The following is a 20929-nucleotide window of genomic DNA, read 5'->3' as shown; positions in this document are numbered from 1 at the left end:
TTAATTGACACAGACATACAAATGTAGAGATAAAAGTAACAACTCGTTTCTCCCTGAGTGGAAACAGGAGAGCGAACAATTTTTAGGAGGTACAAGGTGAAAAATACATCCAATCAGGGGTCTGAGTTCTTTGGAAGTGAGGCTAACGCCAACTTACTGTGGGAATATGTGCAGTCGATGAGTCCAGAAACGATTGCTCATCTCTCTAAGCCCATGTCTCCAGAAGTCTTTCAGGTAATGGAGCGAAATATTGTAGGCATGATGGGAAACCTACCCTCAGAGCACTTTGGGGTAACGATCAATACCAGCCGTGAAAATTTAGGGCGTCTCCTCGCTTCAGCCATGATTAGTGGATATTTTCTGCGTAATGCTGAACAGCGCATGGTTTTTGAAAAGTCTTTGCACACGCTAGAAGCTCATCCTTCAGATTCTGCTCAGTAAGTGGGTTGGTCAGTTAATATTTAATACTTCATTAAGTTTCAGGGAACCACGGTAAGTGCAACAACAGCGAACACCGACAGCGTCAATTTCTGATCTGTCGGTTTCGATTAGGGAGGGGGAAGAAAAATTTACACTTACAAATGCGGGTTCTTTTGGAGTCCCTTTCCAGAGACACTCGCTCCTAACTTGGTATGCACAAGCAGGTAGAGACTTACCGTGGCGGCACTGTGGCGACCCTTATCGGATCTGGGTGTCTGAGATTATGCTTCAGCAAACCCAAGTCAAAACCGTTATCCCATACTATCACCGTTGGTTCGAGCAATTTCCCAGCATTGAATCCTTAGCAGCCGCTAACTTACAACAGGTACTCAAAGCTTGGGAAGGATTAGGATATTACAGCCGTGCACGTAATTTACATCGGGCGGCACAAAAAATTGTGCAAGAATACGGTGGTGTCTTTCCCAGACAGTTGCCAGAAGTCTTGGCTTTACCAGGGATTGGTCAAACAACAGCCGGTGGAATTCTCAGCGCGGCATTTAATCAGCCCGTAGCGATTCTGGATGGTAATGTTAAGCGAGTTCTGACGCGATTAGTGGCTTTAACTGTACCACCTGCTAAAGCGATGAAACAGCTATGGCAAATTTCTGAAGCCTTGCTTGACAAAGAACATCCCAGAGAGTTCAATCAAGCGCTGATGGATTTGGGGGCAACCGTCTGCACACCCAAAAACCCGAATTGCACAAGTTGCCCTTGGAAAGACCTGTGTCAGGCATACAATTTAGGTATTCAATCCCAGCTACCCATGCGTGAACTTTCTTCTCCGTTGCCCCACAAAACGATTGGCGTTGCCGTGATTTGGAACGAACAGGGGCATATTTTAATTGACCGCCGACGTCCTGAGGGACTGCTGGGGGGTCTGTGGGAGTTTCCCGGCGGCAAGATTGAGCCAGGTGAAACGATTGAAGAATGTATTAAACGCGAAATTCAGGAAGAACTGGACATTGAGATTGAGGTGGGCGATCGCTTGATTATTATCGATCACGCCTACAGCCACTTTAGCATTACCCTCAACGTGCATCACTGCCGTCACCTTTCAGGTATTCCGCAACCCGTTGAATGTGATGAAATTCGCTGGGTGACGTTAGAGGAAATTGATCAATTTCCTTTTCCAAAAGCCAACATCCAGATTATCGCTGCTCTACGACAGAATGCTGAATGAATAGCTAAAACTCCTCGCCTATAGAGGGGGTTGATTCTCACTTCTACTGAGCATTATCAGTATCTCGGTCACGGGTTACTATTGATGAGCAAAGCGCTGATGTCTAAAGAAAAGCCGACTATCGCCATAGAATGATGAAACAAACTCAGACGTTGTTTCCAGAGTTCCGATGAGCTGAGATTTTTGGCGATATACTGGCTGTTCAATATCATCTGTAGTAGCATGCGTAACCTCATCTCCCCGTTGGTTAGGAGCGACCCCATAAACAGAAAATAATGTTCCAAGTTCTATTGTGGCGAGGTCGTGTCTAAAATCATGAGGCGGACTTTCAGCAAACTGAATCTTGGGATTTGGGACGAGAAAAATTCGCTCTGGATAATAAGGCACACTTTCCTTGTGACCTTTTTGATCGATTTCTCCAAACCCTCGTAAATAGAGTCTTCTCGGATATTTGCTCACCCGACGAAAGATTAAATTAATTAATTTAGGTCCCACACTCTTGTCTTCTGGAACAATGTTGGAAAATTCATGGGCAAAGAAATTATAGTTTTTCCCCTGACCTGATAACGAAACTAAGGCTGAAACGTTTTCTGAAGGCTTACCATCCACAAATAACTTCAGTGCCAAACCGGGAGCAAACCCTCGATCTGCTGGTTCGCCTGTTAAGGATAAGCGCAAAAAACCGTAATCAGCGCCCTTAAATAAACCTGTAAAAGGACTATTGGGTGTAGGCAAAAACTTGACTTTGGCGACGCTACCGTGAGCATGAATCGCCTTTTTCCAGTTAGAAGGAGCTTCATCAGATAAGCGATCCATCTTAATTTTGAGGATGCTAAAAAATAAACCAGGAACATCAATTTTTTCTAGAGGAGGCCATTCATCGTATTGAGATGCTAAGATTTTCTGCTGCCAAAGAAATTCCTGCTTTTGCTGTGCAGCCCAAGATTCATACTCTGTAGGCAAGGGATTCAGCTCACAAGCTCCATGCCAAAATCGACGAATATCTTTCATATAGCCGTTCTATGGAATAGATGAACAGTAACAAACTACACAGCGGTACAGAGAACACCGGGAAAGAGAAGAGAGATTTTTACGGTTTATTGAGACTGGCTCTAGTTGATGAATTCTTAATCAATAACTGTAGGGGTAGGGGGCACGGCTATGCCCCCTACCCTATTGAGTAAAGCAATTAATGACCTATTACGCCCACACGACGCCAGGGAGCAAAACCGTTTTGGACGCCGACTAAAGCGGGATTTAGTGTTGGGTAGTGGCGGCGCAGAACTGTCAACAAATTGTTGTTGTCAATCCAATCCAGACCGAATTGGGTGTAAATTTCAGCTCTATAATCTTTGGTAAAGAAGCGATCGCTCTTTAGCCGTCGAGAAGCCATAAGGATGAATACGCGAAAGGCTGTATCGCTAAACCCAAAGCCCTCTGGCAGGTCTTCAGCGAACATGCCAACCATCAAATCCACACTTTCCAGGTCATTGTTATATACTTCGCGCAGTTCCTTTACCCAGACTGGGTTACTGGTAATCTCTTCAAAAGATTTAACCTTGCCGCGACCGATGAGTTCGCGAAAACGGTTGTAGCGGGGAACACCACGTTCGCGATCACGGATAATATCGACGGCCGCTAGATCGAAAACTTCACCGTTATCCCTTACCAAATGCTGCAAAAAGCGAGGGTAATTGTGCAATGTAATGGCTCCAGGATGGGCAATTCCAAAGGAGTAGAACAAATCCTGCATTCCTACCTCTTCCACCAACGCCCGCGTGCGTTTCCCAGAGACTTCAAAGAAATTTTTCTCCAGACGCAATTGGTCATTTTCGATTGAATAAACAGCCAAATCATCCGGAATCAGAGGATGCATTCGATATACAGATACGAATTCTTCTGTGAGGTAATAGGGCGCGGTATGGTGATCGGTCGGTGACCCCATAATGCCGCTAATCGCCTCGCTGTCGCTAACCCGTCCCCAGATTTGTTTGACATGCTGACCTAACATTCCCCACCAGTTGGCGTTCATGGCAATTTGCAAGGCGGGATGTCCGAGAATGCCGGGAGTCCATTCGACTGTATGAATTTTAGCCATCAACGCCGCATTAATCAGGCGTGCGTGGTCAAACAAATCGTCGTCTTTCCAATCCGGATATTCCTGCTTAAGGCGATCGCACAGGATGTTATGTTCTTTGACAAACAGAGTATGCAATAATGCCAACCCCAACCACCAGTTGTCGTTGAAGCCTGTCATATCAATGCCAGTTTCTGGATCGCAGGGTAAAAGACCATCGTCGCCGATCATTAACTTGCCATCGACATGCGATCGCAGCTTATCAATGGTTTCCTGGGTATGACCATAGATTTGTGAAGCGTCCCACCAGTGAGTCGAGTGACTCAAAAAAGTCGGGGGGCCTGATTGATCTCCTTCTGGGCGGGTCGGATCTTCTAAGGTTTTATTGATCGCTAACGGTCGATGCTCCGCAGGCCAAGGGTCGTCTTTTTCTAAAGGAATTTCAATTTTATTATTCGGCTGACCGTCGCCATGAAAGAACCATTCATGGTTCTGGAACTGAATCCAGGCCGCAGCCAGCAGGTTCAAGGTTTCGGCGGGTTTAAATTCATCTCGCGTCATCAACGCCCGACTAATCGAGCGGGGATTAGGTTTGAGTAAATTGTTTTGATCCGGGTAGGTCTCTTTGAGTGGTACGTTGCGCCCGAAGCGAGTACCAACCATACCCATTTCTGGATGGTCGAGGTCATTAAAGCTTCCATCTATTGTGCGGGCAACCAGATGGCGATTATCTGGGCTAGGTACAGGTTTAGGCAGCCCTTCTTTCGTTGGTAATTGCGACGTATCCTGGAGGTTGTGTTGCCGCAGTTCATCGCGGAATCCGATTAGTTTTAAGAGCGCTAAGGGAGTCGGCAACCGATGCCAAGGTTTATTCTTTCCTAGAGATGAGAGAAATTTAAACATTAGTTAAACTTTCCTTGGGCAAGATGGTAACTTTTTGCTTCTATTTCCGAAACAATGACACTTTTTTAACCTCACCTTTGGCAGGAGAAAAATCAGATCTTTGTAACATTTCGTTATATATGAAAATTATTCATGGTTCGACTTTCTGACTTTCTCGGCATCAACACTTTGGCGAGGTAAAAACTTAATTGACGAAACTCAATGCAACAATCGAACACAGACGACCCAGATTCATAACCAAAGGAAACAGTGAAAAGGCAAAACAAGAAAAGTTTTATTTTTTTCCCTTTTCTTTTCTACTTTCCCTTTCTGAAGAGTCTTGCAGGGACTAGATTTCCATTGTTGATTTTTGACTTTTGACCGAAAATAATGGGATACAAGCTGCGTAACTATTGCTCCGCTGTCCTTCCAGGACGGCTTTTCTTTCTGGTAGGATAGTTGTGGATGGAAGCTTTCTGCCGATAGACGCTCAATCAACTTCGTTGATAAAAAAAGCATAGGTAAGCTCAAGCTCAAAGGAACGTGGGACTTAAATTTCTACCAGTTAGACCAGATAAAACGGGTTAGGTTAGTGCGTCGGGCAGATGGCTACTATGTTCAATTCCTCATTAAAGTTGAGGGAGAAAAAATAGACATTCAACCGACAGGTAAACTTGTTGGCTTAGATATAGGACTCAAAAAGTTTTATACAGATAGCAACGGTCATACTGTTGCAGTTAACCCGGTCTATACATCCCAGGAATGCTCTAGCTGTGGCGCTATAGTCAAAAAATCTCTGTCTATGAGAAGCCATGTCTGCAAGTGTGGGTTCGTCTTAGACAGAGACTAGAATGCTGCGATTAATATTCTGAAATCAGCCTTGAGTACCACAGGGCATGTAGGAACTTGGGTTCAAGACCCGAACGCTTTGGGAGATTCGACCTCTACTTTGATTGGAGCAATCCTGCACAAGCAAGTTGGGTCTATGAACAAAGAATCTCCGCACTTTTAGGGCGGAGAGTGTCAACAGAAACTATCTATAAATAAATCGGTAACGTGAAGTGAAAGCAGCCCCCACCTTTGGGAGCGCATTCGACCCAAATCCGACCGTAATGGGCACGAATCACTTTTTGGCAGAGAGATAAACCCAAGCCATAGCCCTCTTTGGCTTCGTCTCGTTTGAGGCGAAAGTGGCCTTCAAAAATGCGATCGCGATTTTCTTCCGGGATACCAGGGCCATTATCGCAAACACTCACCTGAATTTTTTGAGTGGTTCGATGCAAGATTGAAACGTGTATTTTGCCGTCTACAGGAGTGTACTTGTTAGCATTATCCAGCAAGTTAACCAGTACCTGTCGTACCAACTCTTCATCTGCATAGACACAGGGCAAGTCTTGTGGGATGTCGGTTTCCACCTGTTGAGACTTAAGCTGAAACTGCTCTTTCATCTGAGCCAGAACATCCTCACACAGTTTTCCCATGTGCAATTTTTTAGGCCGGAGATTGAATTCAGAGGTGTTTCCCCTGGCCGATTGCAAAAGATCCGTAATCATCCGCTCCATACTGCGAAATTGACTCCTAGCTTGCTTAAGCAGACGCGCTTTTAGGGCAGGTGTCAACTCAGAGGTATAACCCTCTTTGGGTTTATGCTCTAATTCCAGGGTTTCCAGGGCAATGGAGGCTGCCGTCAAAGGACTCCGCAGGTCATGTGCCAACATGGATATCACATGCTCTTTGAAACGTAGCTGTTCTAGGAGTTCTTCTTTTTCTTGTTTAAGGCGGAAGATTTCGTCAGAGAGTCTAATTAGCTCGATCGAAGACGTAATGGAACTGGCTGCTGCTGGCACTCTCTGTAAGGCGTTCGATGAGCTAAGAGATGATTGTAGGGGAACCGCTTGGGCAATCGTTGATTGATGTTCCTCCACAGAGCGCTGCCAACGGGGCCACCAGTTCTTGAGTTGAGCGACTAAATTACTACCCGCAAGGGTTTGTCTGGGTTTGGGATGAACCTTAATCAGCGCTGGGGTTGCCACAAGCTTATAGTGTTCAGCCAAATAAGGCTGTTCTCCAACATCTACAACCTTGAGTTCAAAAGGATAATCTGCCCTCAAGGTTTTGAGATAACTCTGGATTCGTTGGATATGTTTTCGAGAACTGATCCGGTGATCCACAAACAGCAGCAACTGTAATGGTTGTTCCGAATCGACGTACTTTTCAAGAGCTGCCTGCATGCAATTGGGTGTTAGCACGTGGGAGAAACAAGTAATACTTTGACAACAGATTAAGAGTGACTGTAGGTTTCCTGGAGGTTTGAGCTTCCTTACAATTTAATATCTATTTTAGATTTTCGGCACTACTTACGCTAATTGGGGTTAGATTTGATACCAAGTGAAAACTGCCTATACATAACCCGATTCTGTGTTACGTTCTCTCCAGCCCTTTCGTCCTAAAATCTTAACAGACTGTAAAATCTTCCTCCGATTGGGTCAGTTTTCGTTATTCATCGACACACGTCTCCTAATTCACTATGGTTACAGGTTACGTCGCTCTTGTCCTTCACGCCCATCTGCCCTTTGTCCGCCATCCGGAAAGTGATTATGTTCTCGAAGAAGAGTGGTTATTTGAAGCTATTACTGAAACATACATTCCTCTCCTGCATGTTTTTGAAGGCTTAAAGCGAGATGGCGTTGATTTCAAAATGACTATGAGCATGACACCCCCTTTGGTGTCAATGCTACGTGACCCATTGTTACAGGAGCGGTATGACGAACACTTATCCCTACTGGAAGAACTCGCGGAAAAGGAGATCGAACACAACCAGCGTAACGGTCATATCCGTTATCTAGCTGAACATTACGCCACAGAGTTTAACCAAATTCGCCAAACCTGGGAGAACTATAAAGGCGACTTGGTAACGGCGTTCAAGCAGTTCTTAGATAGCAACAACCTGGAAATCATCACTTGCGGTGCCACCCATGGCTATTTTCCGCTAATGAAGATGTATCCCCAGGCAGTTTGGGCGCAAATTCAGGTCGCTTGCGAACATTACGAGCAAAACTTTGGGCGTCCCCCCAAAGGGATTTGGTTACCGGAATGTGCTTACTATGAAGGCGTCGAGCGGATGCTGGCGGATGCTGGATTGCGCTACTTCCTCACCGATGGACATGGACTGTTGTATGCTCGTCCCCGTCCGCGTTTTGGCACCTATGCCCCAATCTTTACAGAAACAGGGGTGGCGGCATTTGGTCGGGATCATGAGTCCTCTCAGCAGGTTTGGTCATCGGAAGTTGGGTATCCTGGAGCCGCTGAATATCGGGAATTTTACAAAGATTTAGGCTGGGAAGCGGAATACGAATACATTAAGCCTTACATCATGCCCAATGGGCAGCGGAAGAATACAGGTATTAAGTATCACAAGATTACAGGTCGTGGTTTGGGGCTAGGGGATAAGGCTCTGTATGACCCCTATTGGGCGCGGGAAAAGGCGGCGGAACATGCGGATAACTTCATGTTCAACCGGGAGCAACAGACGAGGCATCTGGCTGGTATTATGCACCGACCACCGATTATCGTTTCTCCCTATGATGCAGAACTATTTGGTCACTGGTGGTACGAAGGCCCTTGGTTCATCGATTACTTGTTCCGCAAGTCTTGGTATGACCAAGGTACCTACGCCATGACCCACTTGGCGGATTATTTACAGGCACATCCGACTCAACAAGTGTGTAAGCCTTCTCAGTCTAGTTGGGGCTACAAGGGGTTCCACGAGTACTGGTTAAATGAGACAAACGCCTGGATTTATCCTCACCTGCACAAAGCCGCAGAACGGATGATTGAACTCGCTTATCGGGAACCCGAAGATGAGTTGGTGTGGAAGGCTCTTAACCAAGCCGCACGAGAAGTCCTGCTCGCACAATCTTCCGACTGGGCGTTTATTATGCGTACTGGGACGATGGTACCTTATGCGGTACGCAGGACGCGATCGCACTTAATGCGCTTCAATAAGCTCTACGACGATATCAAGATTGGCAAAATTGACAGTGGTTGGCTGGAAAAAGTCGAGGAAATCGACAACATCTTCCCTGAAATCAACTATCGAGTCTATCGCCCCTTGTAAAGTTTAGCTTTTAGATGGGAGATGGCTTTGGTTTGCTGTTCTCACGGACAGGGAGAGCTACAGGTAGGGGCGAGGCATGTCTTGCCCCTACGAAGATGGTGTATTAAGGCAGAAAATGCCTAAGTCTTGACGCTGGTGCGCCAGTCTGATGAGCAACCGTTCCCGCTTCCCAAAGCACACTGTCATTTCTGTGCCGCCTGAAAGCTGATGCTTCAATTGCTGATTAAAGCAAATACTTGAGTGCCAACTTGAACCCAGGCACAACATCTTCACCGCTCAATATGGCTGTGGCTGGATACTGCGTAATGTGACCATCCGCACGATAAACCAAGGCTTGCTCATTCTGATGGTCAATCAACCATCCCAACTGTACGCCATAAGAAACCGACTCTTGCATCTTGGCTTTGCTCGCTTCCAAATCGTCGATCTTGGAACAAATCTCAATCACAAAATCCGGTGCCAGGTTGAGAAATGTATCTTCTCCCTGATCCCATCCCTCTGGTAAGCGCCCTTTAGCCACGAAAGCCGCATCAGGCATGAGCAAAGTGACTAGCTTGGAGCTTTGCACCGTATCACAGCCCAATATAAACCCAGTGCCAGAGCCAAAAACTTCACCCAAATCGTAAGTTTCCACCCAGTTGAGCAGATAAGCGACGGCTTTGGCTTCTCGATTGCCAGAAATTCCTCCAGTTGACGATATACTTACCAGTGTTCCGTCCGGCTTGCGCTCAAACCGCAGCTCTGGATTCTCTAAACTCATTCTCATCAGTTCTTCCTCCGTTAAAGCTGCTTGCGAATCCGCCATTGTACCTAGCCTCAGAGAGAATGGCTCCTTTGAGTGAACTATAGCAATTTATTAAATCAGTCAGGGGGTGCCTGAACCCAAACGGATAGTATACCTTACTCATCCTTAGACTTGATGAAACACAGGGTGTTCCATCGACTGGAGATACTCAGCGTAAGAGGTAAAATACAGGCATTCCCAAAAACTTAACAATAGCTATATGTCTGCATCCCAACCGCAAGCTCCTACTTGGGTATGTGTGCAAACCCTAACACACCATAGAAGTTGGGTGCGGTCAGTGGATATTAGTCCTGATGGGCAATTTTTAGCCAGTGGCAGTGGGGATAAAACGGTTAAGGTTTGGGATTTCAAAAAAAGCATACTTCTCCACACTCTTACAGGCCATACGAGCTGGGTGCGATCGCTTGCCATCAGCCCTAAGGGACAGATTGTTGCCAGTACCAGTAACGATCAAACCATCAAACTCTGGCATCTTCAAACAGGGAAACTCTTAAAGAACCTTACAGGACACTCTGGCTGGGTGCGAGCCATTACCTTTAGTACGGATGGACGCCTCATTGCCAGTGGTTCTCATGACAAAACCATTAAGTTGTGGCATCCTAACGCAGACCAACCGCTTCACACCTTAACAGGACACGCACACTGGGTGCTTACTGTGGCATTTAGTCCAAATGGACAGCTCCTCGCGAGTGGCAGTAAAGATCAAAACATCAGGCTGTGGCCTTTGTATAGTAAAGGGCCTAGTCGAATTTTGACCGGACATACGGATGACGTTTTGTCCATTACGATTAACCCCATGGGTCAACTCCTAGCCAGTGCGAGTGCTGACGGCACCATCAAAATCTGGGAGATTGGCAGTGGAGAATTATTACACACCTTGACGGAACACTCCGGTGCCGTGAATTGTGTGGTTTTCAGTCCCAATGGAAAAACCCTTGCGAGTGGGAGTCAGGACAAAACCATCAAACTGTGGCATCCAGCAAGTGGAAAACTACTTTCCTCCCTTACGGGACACCTAGGCGGTGTCTGGTCTGTGGCATTTAGTCCGGATGGACAAGCTTTTGCCAGTGGGAGTTGGGATGAAACGATCAAAATTTGGCATGTACGTTTTTCTTGATTCACAAAGTTAGATCCAATATTATTGCCTGATCAGCTCAAAACAGATTGATTGTGCAATATCACCGAGTTGGGTGAATCGAACAGGTGAGGTCGCTTTCTATCTACTTCGCTTAAGGTTTAAGTAGTACAGAGATTGATCAGGTCGTGTTGATTGCGGAACTTCTCACCCCCGCCTATTCGTCCCAGATATCTGTAATCCCTCTATACATTCGCGTGGTGTACATTCATAACGCGAACAATTAGGTCGTAGCTACTATTATGAAACTGTTTTCTCCAAAAAATCGGCAAACACAACAGATTTTCACTGCTTTAATTTTAACGAGTATTTTGTCCTTGGGTGCTGGTGGAACCGTTGTTAATCCCGCCGCCGCTAAGTCGATCGAAAGCCCCCAAGGTGTTGCTGGTTTAAAGCAACGCAATCGTGAAATACCTCGTTCAGTCGTCAATGCTGTTCGCCGCGAAATCGCTCGTACCTACAGAATTTCTCCCGGTCAACTTAAAGTGGTGAGTGCCACTCAACAAAGTTGGTCTGATAGCTGCTTAGGTCTTAGAAAACCCAATGAAGCTTGCGGTGAAGTATTTATCGAGAACGGTTGGCGTGTTGTCATGTCTGACGGTGCCCAAACGTGGGTCATTCGTACTGATGGCACTGGACGTTTGGTACGCCTAGAAAATCAAGATAAGCCCAGAAATAATAATAGTCAGTTGCCCAATTCAGTCACTAATGCTGTTTTACGAACAGCCGCGGGGCAATTAGGAACGCCACGTTCCCAACTCCGGATTATCGAGGCCCAGCAGCAGACTTGGAGCGATCGCTGTCTCGGTCTTGGTAGCCCTGTAGAACTGTGTGAAAGTGCTCTCACACCGGGTTGGCGAGTGCTTGTTGAAGGTCAGCAACAACGCTTGGTCTATCATACTGACGCCACGGGTTCCCTACTCAGGCTCAATCAATCAGCCGAAGGTGTCGGTGACGCGAATGTGCCTCAATCCGTTGTTGATGCTGTTTTAAAGGCCGCGTCCCAAGACACTGGGTTACGCCCTTCTGCTCTGCGGATTGTTCAGTCCCAACAGATTCAGGGAAGCAGTAGTTGTCTAGGTATTTCTTCCCCTTCTGGTGAAGCTTGTACAAGAGATCTAGCGTCGCTATGGCAAGTCACGGTAGAAGCTGGGCAACAACGCTTGGTTTATCACACCACGATGAACGGTTCCCGGATTCGGCTGAATGAACAAGCGAGCAACGTCGGGAATGGCAACGTGCCACGAGCCGTTGCTGATGCCGTTTTACAGTTTGCCTCCCAGGATTGGGGCGTGTCCAGTTCCCAACTGAGAATCACACAAGCCCAACAGCAGACTTGGTCTGATAGCTGTTTGGGTCTTCCTCGCCCTACAGAACGATGTATGGGCACTCCGACACCGGGTTGGCAGGTGACCATAGAAGGTAGACAAAGAACCCAAGTTTATCGTACCGATGATTCTGGTTCCCGCATCCGCTCAGAAGCCATCGTTGGACAACTGCCGATTGAGGGCAATTTGCCCAAGGCTGTTGCCCAGGCGGTTTTAGAGAACGCCTCTCGCCAGCCAAATGTTGGCAGGGGTTTGCGTATTGTCCAGGGTGAACCGCAAGATTGGCCTGATGGCTGTTTGGGTTTGGCGGAACGGGGGATACTCTGCACGCAGGCCATTGTTCCCGGTTGGCGAGTACTGGTGGAAGACGAGGGGCAAACTTTTGTCTATCGCACCAACGCATCAGGTTCTGTCATCAAGTTGGAGAATGGAGCCGTTCAAGGGAATAGTGGAGCTGTTCCCATGTCTGAGAGTGAGTACCCTGCGCCACTGGGGCGGGGTGTGGTGTTTCGTGCGATCGAAGGGGGCGGTTTCACCGGTCGCACAACTGAAACGCTCCTCACGAATGATGGACGAGTGATTCGGCGCTTGATGGATTCGAGAATTAATGCTCCGGCAGAAATGTATCAAATTTCTCGCCAAGAACTGCGGCGGTTTCAGGAATTACTAGAGCAACACAATTTTGGGCAGTTCAACCGACTGGTTTACCCCGCGCCCAGAGGTGCCGCCGACTTCATCACAGTTACCCTCACGAGTCAAATGGGTACCACCAGCTACGCGGATATGGGTCAAGACCGTTTACCTGAGCCTTTGCAGGCTGTAGTTCAAGCTTGGAGGCAAATCGCTAACCGCAGATAGTACACAACAGGTGAGGGCACGATATGGTCGTGCCCCTACTGGGTTGCACTTAACATTTCTAAACTACGGTTAATTTATCGGAATATGTTGCTTTCAATAAGCAGGTTTGATATCCTGCTTATTGAGAATATACATCGGTTTTTTTGAACCATGAGTACTCCGTCTAGCGATAGTCAAAATTCACCGACACAGTTGTTACAGCATTTTCAGGGGGCTGTTTCTATCCATCAGCCGCTGCACAAGGAGGCAACGTTTTACTATTTCGCTTATGGTTCTTGCATGTGTCCGGTGGATTTGAAGCGCTCGCTCGGCGAGAAAACTCACAAATATGTAATTGGCCCCGCCACGCTCAAGGGTTATCGGCTGGGTTTTAACCGCAAATCAGTGCTTCGTAACTGCGGCGTATTGGATGTGGTACCTGATTCAACGTCATCTATTGAAGGTGTGTTGTATCGCTTACCCATGCGGTTAAGTGATGCTCTTGATGAGCGAGAAGAAGTCCCTCGCGGTGGCTATCGACGAGAACTGATTGAAGTTCGCGCTCATGGGCGTTTGTATAAGAATGTTCGTACCTATGTTGTCGTCAATAAATTAGCCGAAGAATTAGCTCCCAATGATTGGTATTTCAATGTTGTACTTCGGGGTGCCGTGACTTGTGGGCTAAGTGAACCTTATGTATGGAAGTTATTTAACCACATGCACCAATTACAACAGCGTCACTGGCAAACCCAGTCCTTGCGATCAGCGTAATCTGATCTGCTGAAGATTTGGGAGACCAGCGCCAAAATACGCTATCCTGACGATGATTGCACCTCTGATAGTTAGGTCTAACTGCCGTTGCGCCAGTCGGTGATGAGAGATTGCTTGCGATCGCAACAAAACTCTTTCTGCTTGGGCGCAAGACCTGACGTAGAACATTGGGTGTTGGAATCTCTTTATGCAGGTACAAGAAAGAATATTTTTATTAACCATCGTTTTAGCTATTTTAGTTAAACTATATTCTGGTTGGGGAGAGGGGTCAAAATTAAGCCTAAGAAACTTACTATCACTCAATAGAGCCAAAATTCAAGAGTGCCCAATCATTAAAAATATTGAGCTGACCGCAACTGATAATAAGGGTAATGGTGATGAGCAGGGGGTCAATTACGTTATTATTTTTGACCCAAAATCTAAAGACCTAGATTTTAAAGTGAATGTGGGTCTATCTCATAAACTCTATCTGAAAAATGATGACGGTAAAACCCGTCAAAAATATATCTCCAAACGGTTTTCTGAACTCATCAGTGATGAGAATTCAACCCTGAATGGTAAACCACCAATTGCTGCCATTAATGCTGATTACATCGGGGTTGATAATCAGCCCCAAGGACTGAATATTTCTAAAGGAGTGGAATATTCAGGTAAATTTAAAGATAAGCGGTCTTCTTTTGGGATTTCAGGCGGTAAGCCTCAAAAGCGAACAGCTACGATCCAAATTGGCAAAAGAAACGAGGAACTACTGAATTACAACGTAGTCGGTGGAAATGGAAGATTTTATCAGAATGGAAAATTTAAAAATATTTGCCCGGACTTAGGTGACTATGTCTGTGCTGGTGAAACAAGTCGCTCTCTGGTAGCCACGACTTCTAAAGGATATGTAATTTTGTTAGTCAACAACGCCAATTTGAAGCAATCCCTTTATCCATCGATGTTTGATGATGTTCTTGAAGGAATTGCTTCAAATTACTGTTTAGGCAACATTCAAGACGGGATGTTGTTTGATGGCGGATTTTCTACAGGTCTTTTTTTTGATAATAAAATTTATGTGGAAAATACTCATCCTGTTGGGTCAGTCTTCTTGATTTACAAAAAGTAAATCGGCAATCTGTCGGGTGCGTTAACGCAGTGTAACGCACCGCCTGGAATTTACTCTTGGCTTTCGAGAACGGGTTCGGCTTCCAATGACATCTGCACATCCAGAAAATCTTCAATGTCTTCTAAGTCTTCAGGGTCAACAATCGCCAGAAGTCCACAGCCAACTTGCTCAAAAAGCTCAGACACCGATAGATTAAACTTTCTGGCAATGGTTTCAACTCCATCCCATGCCTCTGGGCTGAGAGAAACTTCGTAGCGTGTCTTGGTTAAATTCATTGAACTCACTCTTTTGGTCTCCGTAGTCAATAGGGCATCACGGCGATAGCACCCTCAAGAGTATCGTCTCGTATTTTAGCTCTGTCCAAGCGATTGCGCTTTGCTGCTTACGCACCATGTTCTCACTAAAGCTGGGGCGCAAACGCACATCGGCAAAAGCGATTGTTCTTTATTGTAGTTAACTTAGAAGAGCAGCGCCTCTAATGAGACGTTGCTCAGCTAGAAAGTGTTCCTTATGTAAACACTTATACCAATTTGCTAAATGCTGGCTACAAATACTTTTTTGGCTCCCCCCATGAATCAGGGGAGTTAGGGGGTAGAATCCATCTTATTCATGCCGCAAAATTCCTAAGCCAGCGACTCGTTCAATATAATCTGCTAAATCAATAAAATCTTCCCGTGGCTTACACTTACCTCCAATCAGTTTGAAGGCTAACTCACTTCGCGGTACTTCTGGGTTTTCCAGACAATGAATGCCCCAATAATAAAGTTGATCGCTAGAGCGAATACAGACTTGTTCCGGTTCAATGCAGTGGAATTTTTCATCCATGGCTTTTATGTCTGCAAAAGCGTCGAAAAAAACACCCTTAAGAATCTGCATTTGCCGCTTAGTTGTCGGTCTAAAGTTATTAATTAACACAAAAAGGTGAGCATTCGTGTTAACTTTTCGGATATCTGTAACCGTATCTTTAATCACCTGACCGTGCTTATTAATTCCCAACGGATTAAACGTTGTGGGAATAATACAATAGTCGAACTTCTTGACTAACTCTTCGGGATTGCGATCGAAGGCGGGTGAGCAATCACAAATCACTATTTTGCTGTCACGGGCGGCATCTTCGTCCCAAGCTTCCTTATCATAAACTTCTATACTCTCACCCACACTTTGGGGTTTAGGAAGATAAACGCCATCCCCAATCAACTTCTGAAGATTTTTTTCCGGGTCTAAATCCACCAGCGCTACATTGAATCCTTGAAGCGCAAATGCTCCAGCTAAATGGGCAGCGACAGTGGTTTTTCCGACTCCACCTTTGCAGGTAAAAACACCAAAATAAATCTTGTCGGGCTTGGGCGGTTCAGGTGCAGACCTATCTGGATTATCGTTAATCCAAATAATTTCACTTTGACTAACAATCCCACACAGGAGTTTAGGATTCTGTCCCCAACTTCTGATTAAAGCGCGTGCTGACCCACCATAACCCTGTGTCGTGATAAAAAAGCCCTGATTAAATTTTTGACCCGCGTTAGTGTCTAAAAAATCAACAAATTTTGAAAGCTGCGGCTTTTGGACAGGACTTTTTAACCATTTAACCTGGACAGCACCCAGTTGGTTATCTTTTTTGACAATCAAATCGTAACTAGCGTGGTTTACGATTTCAACCGTCCACCCTTCTGTTTGGAAAAGTTTGACCACATGCTGCTTAAAGTGGACGAAGTCTTTAGTAAAGGATGCCTCGGAAGATGGTGGCATAAAAGCAATGTTCAGGGTTTAGGTTCAAACAAGGATGTATTTCAAAGTAACTATAGCAACTTAGTTGGCACTCCCACGACTCCGCGTCGCTCTCATCCGTGGGTTTTACGGTCATTTCATTCTATAAGTGTTTTATGCTCTCTGGTCACTAAGTTAACAGAGGTCTATTACCTTAACGCTCGTCTTACCGAAGCACTGATTAGGTCAACTCCAAAGGTGAGTGCGAGAAAAACAATTAAGGTGGTGAGAAGACCTTGGTAATCAAAACTACTTAGTTGCTCTGTGAGCAGACGACCTAATCCTCCAGCGCCGACCAACCCGACAATCACGGTAGCGCGGATACAGACTTCCCAACGGTAGAGGATGTAAGCGATAAAACGGGGGAGAGTCACAGGTAAGACGCCATAGAGAAAGACTTGTGCACGAGTTGCACCCAAAGCTTTGAGCGATCGCAACGGACGTTCATCCAGATTTTCCGTCACTTCTGCCATGAGACGCCCTAGGATACCGAAGTTGTGTAAGGCAAGTGCGATCGCTCCCGGCAAAATCCCTGGAAACAGGACAAACAGAAACAATAACGCCCAAATCGGTTCGGGCACAGCACGCGCCACCAGTAGCAGGAAGCGGGTAAAAATCAGTACAACGGTTCCCCACCACTGATTTTGACCCCCCCAACCGCCCGAACTTCGGGGGGAATTGTTGCCAGTATCAAAAATCCCTCCGGGCAACAAGAAGTTATGAGCAGCCGCAAAAGAAAATACAATACCCCCTAACCCAGCCCCAGCCATCGCCAGAATAGACATAGCCAGGGTTTGCAGCGAAAGCGTGAATAGCTGACTCAACTGACTCCCATCCGGTGGGAAAATATCCCGAACCACTCCTGCTAAAAGTTCGGCGGTTCTGGGTGCCCAGAGTTTAGAGAAGTCGGCTTGCACGTACCAGAAGGAGAAAATAATTAAAACAACCATACCCAGAAACGACCCTCTGACGACTAAATCACTCTGGTAATCAGGCTTGTTACCTTTCTTGAAATTTAGAACGTTCAAATCTAGGCGACTGGGTGCTCCCAAGCGGTGACGCAGCAGTGCACTCCAGAAATCGGTAAGTCCGTTTAAGACAATCAGGGCAATCAGAAAAGTCCAGACTTGCTCGTAGTGTAAGGACTGGAGACTGAGAAGAATTTGATAGCCCAGCCCTCCCGCCCCAATAATCCCCAGCACGGCGGCAGAACGAATGGAACACTCAAACCGATAGAAACTGTAAGAAAGCAGATTCAGAAAGGCTTGGGGAATCAGGCTATAAGTGAAAGCGTTGAGGGGGGAGACACCACTATTGAGGAGTGCCATCAAGGGCTGGCGGGGTGTTTCGTCTAAAATCTCTGAGAAGACTTTAGCGGTGATGGCACCAAAGGGAATAGCGATCGCTAAAACGGCCACCAGTGGGTCGAGACCCAAAATATTGATCAAAAATAATCCCCAAATTAATTCGTGCATCGCTCTAGGAAGGGCTAGAACTGCTCTGATTCCTAGCCAGGGAGCTTGACTCCTAACGCCCGAACCCTGACTCCTGACTCGTGCCACAGACTGCCACCATACCTGAGAAGACAGAACGCCACCCACCAAACCGATCAGCACGCTAAAAAAGGTGCCACACACCGCGAAGGCTAAGGTCTTGAGGGTCGAATCCCAGGTGAGCTGAAGTATTTCCCGGCTAAGATCGGGATGAGTCGCAGCAACGAGAAAGCGCCAGACGAGAGTCCAGCCCCCAACGTTGAGCAACTCGCGCTCGAATAGACCTGCTGCATGTAACGACCAGACCAAAGAGGCTACAAGCAACAAGGCCCACAAGCTTCTGGTGTTGAGCGGTGAAGGGCGCTGTGGCAGGGCAGGGAATTGGTGCTGTGGAGTATTTCTCATATCAAACCCAAGGACGCTCTCTTGCTGCCAGGGATGTAGCGTAGATCAGGCTTTTACAGGCAGGCATTAGCATCTAGATGCTTCGAGTACAAGCTGGCAGAAATCATTCACCAGCTTACAAGCGGTTAAACTCCATACGCTCTAAGAATTTTGACTGAACCCTTCGTGGCTCTCACAGGAATGATTTTGACCGGATGCGACGCGGTACTAGGCACCCAAAAAAAAAGCCTCAGGTAATGGAGGAGGTAAAGCCCATGATTACCCGAGGAAGACTCAAACCTATTGGACACAGTCCGCAGTGTTTACACTGTAATACGGATCTGTCTTACAGGTCAAGGGGTGTGTTACATATTTATGGAAAAAAGTTATAGGGGCTGATACCCCTTTCTTTTTCAACGAAAGAATGAGGGTTTCAATCATATTTGTAAAGAAAAGTTTCGATTTTTCTCATAAAGCCCTATAGCGGTTTTCCGTGATCTAGCAGTCGCCAAGGCAATCTAGATAGAGTTCAGGTTATATAATTCCTCAATCATCGCTTTGGAGAGGGATTCAGGCGATGTATCAAACAAAATACGTCCTTGCCGCAAACCAATGATGCGTTGGTAATGGCTCCGAGCAAATTCGATCGCATGGAGACTCGTAACCAACGTTTTGCCCGTTTCGTCGCTCAGATGGCGCAATAAGTCCATAATTTCACGCGATCGCTCTGGGTCAAGGCTAGAGATGGGTTCATCCGCCAGGATAGCTGTCGGGTTTTGCACGAGGACACGGGCGATCGCCACTCGTTGCTGTTGACCGCCAGAAAGTTGATCTGTGCGAGAATAAAGTTTATCCAGAATCCCCACTTGTGATAAAACTTGTGCCGCCGTTTCGACTTCCTGAGGCCAGATCAGGGAGAGTGCAGCTTTTAAAAACGACCAACGCCCTAAATGCCCAGCATTGACATTGTGAATCACTCGCAGATTCTCTACTAAATGAAATTGTTGATAAACTGTGCCAATCTGACGCTGAACTTGACGCTGCAACTTCGGACGAAGCTGAGCGAGATTGCGATCGAGTACCCACACTTCTCCGCAGGTCGGTAGTAGTGTGCCATTGAGTAAGCTAATCAGGGTACTTTTCCCTGCACCACTAGAACCCACGAGGGCAACTCGTTCTCCCGCCTGAATTTTTAAATTAATATCCGTCAGCGATTGAAAGTGACCAAATCGATGGGTAACATTTTTCAGTTCAAAAATCGGTGCAATGGAGTTAATTGGACGGTTTTGTTGGTGATCCATTGAGTCATTAAAGTGATTCCCCTGTTTTAGCTCAGGGGAGCATCCCATCTTTGCAAATATCTTTTTTGGTCTCAGTACAATCCCCCTTGTCCCCCTTGTCTTTCTTGCCCCTTTTCAAAACTATTTATGCAACTTTGGGATGCACCCTAGATCAGTGCCTTAGCCCTTACTTAATCTTGCCAATTTTCCGACCAACGGCCTCAATTTGACCATAATTTGAATTTTGGCTGGGAATAAATTTTTTAGCTTCTAAGAGGTCAAGAATTTCTTGGTGTTCTGGTACCTTTGGGTCTAGTTTGAAGAAGGCATTCTGCACTTTCTTAGCAAAATCCTCGCCGTATTTTTTTTTGACACTTGGATGAATCACCCAGTGATAATCATAGTAAGCTGGCGTTCGCCAAAGGACTTCTACTTTGTTCAGGTCTACTTCTTTGGATTGAGTTCGTTTTTCCCAGACTTTTTCATTTACAGCACCCACGTCATAGGTACCTGATTCAACCAGTTTAATGGTCTTATCATGGTCGCCCGAAAAACCAGCTTGACCCTTAAAATCTTCTAACTTAAGTCCAGCTTGTTGGAGAAAGTATTGAGGCATCAAACGCCCAGATGTCGAGGAATCACTCCCAAAAGTGAAGGTATGGCCTTTGAGCTGTTTTAGTCCCGATATATCTTTAAACGGTTTTAGTCCACTCTTTTTATTAGCAATGAACAAGCTGTGGAATTGCTCGTCTACATCACGTTGTGCGATCGCTTCTGCACCTGGTACCTGCAAGCGCGCCTGAACCCCGGTCAATCCCCCAAACCAAACTAACTCCAAATCCCCCACCTTAAACGCCGTTACCGCCGCGCTGTAGTCGGTCACAGGCTTATATTTCACGGGTACACCCAGTTCTTGCTCCAGGTAGGTGGCTAACTTATCATACTTGCGCTGCAACTTCTGCGGGTCTTGGTCGGGAATGGCACTCATGGAGAGGGTTTTTGTTTTTGCCTCATGGGTGCCTGTTGTCCCTGAAGTTCCGCTTGTTTGCGGTGAGCAAGCGGCTAAAGGTAGCAACAACAGCAACAAACCCGACAACAGAACATTTTTCATCCGAGTATTTGCACTCCTTTTTACTCGCTGTTTAAGACTTTATAGAAGCCCCTCAGAAGGCTCTTATAGGGAAGGCAGAAGGCTATTATGTACCCACGGTAGAAAAGCGTGGGATTGGCAAAAGACGTTTGATTCAACAGATGATATTCCTCTCTTGAATCAAACTTTTTTCCTTTTCCT

16 protein-coding genes and 1 pseudogene are annotated in these 20929 nt (G+C 46.3%); 8 read left to right on the top strand and 9 right to left on the bottom strand.

Features of this window, described 5'->3' with window-relative positions; all coding sequences use genetic code 11:
* The first annotated feature begins 96 nt into the window (after positions 1-96).
* The gene (locus NDI48_03395; GenBank protein ID MEP0830247.1) at positions 97-441 is read left to right on the top strand and encodes a DUF760 domain-containing protein; all 345 of its coding nucleotides are present in this window, start codon (positions 97-99) and stop codon (positions 439-441) included.
* Between the two features lie 55 nt (positions 442-496).
* Complete coding sequence (gene mutY / locus NDI48_03390) at positions 497-1660, top strand: A/G-specific adenine glycosylase (GenBank protein MEP0830246.1); 1164 nt, start codon at positions 497-499, stop codon at positions 1658-1660.
* Between the two features lie 78 nt (positions 1661-1738).
* On the opposite strand, the gene NDI48_03385 is transcribed toward mutY, so the two are convergent.
* Positions 1739-2671, bottom strand: a complete 933-nt coding sequence (locus tag NDI48_03385) for a hypothetical protein (GenBank protein ID MEP0830245.1) — start codon at positions 2669-2671, stop codon at positions 1739-1741.
* 178 nt (positions 2672-2849) lie between these two features.
* Positions 2850-4640 (bottom strand): peroxidase, encoded by a 1791-nt coding sequence (locus tag NDI48_03380; GenBank protein MEP0830244.1) that lies wholly within the window; start codon positions 4638-4640, stop codon positions 2850-2852.
* A 442-nt stretch (positions 4641-5082) separates the two neighbouring features.
* Between NDI48_03380 and NDI48_03375 the strand changes: the two are divergent.
* A pseudogene (locus tag NDI48_03375) lies at positions 5083-5631 on the top strand (transposase).
* A 25-nt stretch (positions 5632-5656) separates the two neighbouring features.
* On the opposite strand, the gene NDI48_03370 reads toward NDI48_03375, so the two are convergent.
* The gene (locus tag NDI48_03370; GenBank protein MEP0830243.1) at positions 5657-6850 is read right to left on the bottom strand and encodes a histidine kinase; all 1194 of its coding nucleotides are present in this window, start codon (positions 6848-6850) and stop codon (positions 5657-5659) included.
* A gap of 296 nt (positions 6851-7146) precedes the next feature.
* On the opposite strand from NDI48_03370, the gene NDI48_03365 reads away from it, so the two are divergent.
* Entirely contained in the window at positions 7147-8736 is a 1590-nt protein-coding gene (locus NDI48_03365) for a glycoside hydrolase family 57 protein (protein ID MEP0830242.1), read from the top strand.
* 223 nt (positions 8737-8959) lie between these two features.
* Here NDI48_03365 and NDI48_03360 read toward each other — a convergent pair whose 3' ends face one another.
* Positions 8960-9541 carry a Uma2 family endonuclease gene (locus NDI48_03360; GenBank protein ID MEP0830241.1) on the bottom strand — a complete coding sequence of 194 codons (582 nt, stop codon included), beginning with the start codon at positions 9539-9541 and terminating at the stop codon, positions 8960-8962.
* Between the two features lie 199 nt (positions 9542-9740).
* On the opposite strand from NDI48_03360, the gene NDI48_03355 reads away from it, so the two are divergent.
* The 4 genes from NDI48_03355 to NDI48_03340 all read left to right on the top strand — a co-directional run bounded on the left by NDI48_03355 (position 9741) and on the right by NDI48_03340 (position 14717).
* The gene (locus tag NDI48_03355; protein MEP0830240.1) at positions 9741-10658 is read left to right on the top strand and encodes a WD40 repeat domain-containing protein; all 918 of its coding nucleotides are present in this window, start codon (positions 9741-9743) and stop codon (positions 10656-10658) included.
* 260 nt (positions 10659-10918) lie between these two features.
* Positions 10919-12862: a hypothetical protein gene (locus tag NDI48_03350; GenBank protein ID MEP0830239.1), complete on the top strand. Its 1944-nt coding sequence runs from the start codon at positions 10919-10921 to the stop codon at positions 12860-12862.
* Between the two features lie 150 nt (positions 12863-13012).
* Positions 13013-13612: a gamma-glutamylcyclotransferase gene (locus tag NDI48_03345; protein MEP0830238.1), complete on the top strand. Its 600-nt coding sequence runs from the start codon at positions 13013-13015 to the stop codon at positions 13610-13612.
* A gap of 187 nt (positions 13613-13799) precedes the next feature.
* Positions 13800-14717, top strand: coding sequence for a phosphodiester glycosidase family protein (locus NDI48_03340; GenBank protein MEP0830237.1), 918 nt, complete (start codon positions 13800-13802; stop codon positions 14715-14717).
* Positions 14718-14767: 50 nt separating this feature from the next.
* Here NDI48_03340 and NDI48_03335 read toward each other — a convergent pair whose 3' ends face one another.
* The 5 genes from NDI48_03335 to NDI48_03315 form a co-directional block, all read right to left on the bottom strand.
* Entirely contained in the window at positions 14768-14992 is a 225-nt protein-coding gene (locus NDI48_03335) for a hypothetical protein (GenBank protein MEP0830236.1), read from the bottom strand.
* Between the two features lie 328 nt (positions 14993-15320).
* A complete protein-coding gene (locus NDI48_03330) occupies positions 15321-16463 on the bottom strand; it encodes an AAA family ATPase (protein ID MEP0830235.1) in 1143 nt (380 codons plus the stop codon).
* Between the two features lie 167 nt (positions 16464-16630).
* Positions 16631-18379, bottom strand: a complete 1749-nt coding sequence (locus NDI48_03325; GenBank protein MEP0830234.1) for an ABC transporter permease subunit — start codon at positions 18377-18379, stop codon at positions 16631-16633.
* A 497-nt stretch (positions 18380-18876) separates the two neighbouring features.
* On the bottom strand, positions 18877-19659 hold the full coding sequence (locus NDI48_03320) for a phosphonate ABC transporter ATP-binding protein (protein ID MEP0830233.1): 783 nt from the start codon (positions 19657-19659) through the stop codon (positions 18877-18879).
* A gap of 166 nt (positions 19660-19825) precedes the next feature.
* Positions 19826-20749: a putative selenate ABC transporter substrate-binding protein gene (locus NDI48_03315; protein ID MEP0830232.1), complete on the bottom strand. Its 924-nt coding sequence runs from the start codon at positions 20747-20749 to the stop codon at positions 19826-19828.
* Positions 20750-20929 lie beyond the last annotated feature (180 nt).

It is taken from the genome of Microcoleus sp. AS-A8, from assembly GCA_039962225.1.
In the GTDB taxonomy this organism is placed as follows: Bacteria; Cyanobacteriota; Cyanobacteriia; order Cyanobacteriales; family Coleofasciculaceae; genus Allocoleopsis.
Note: the sequence above shows the minus strand (reverse complement) of the source record. Positions and strands in the feature narration are given on the sequence as shown.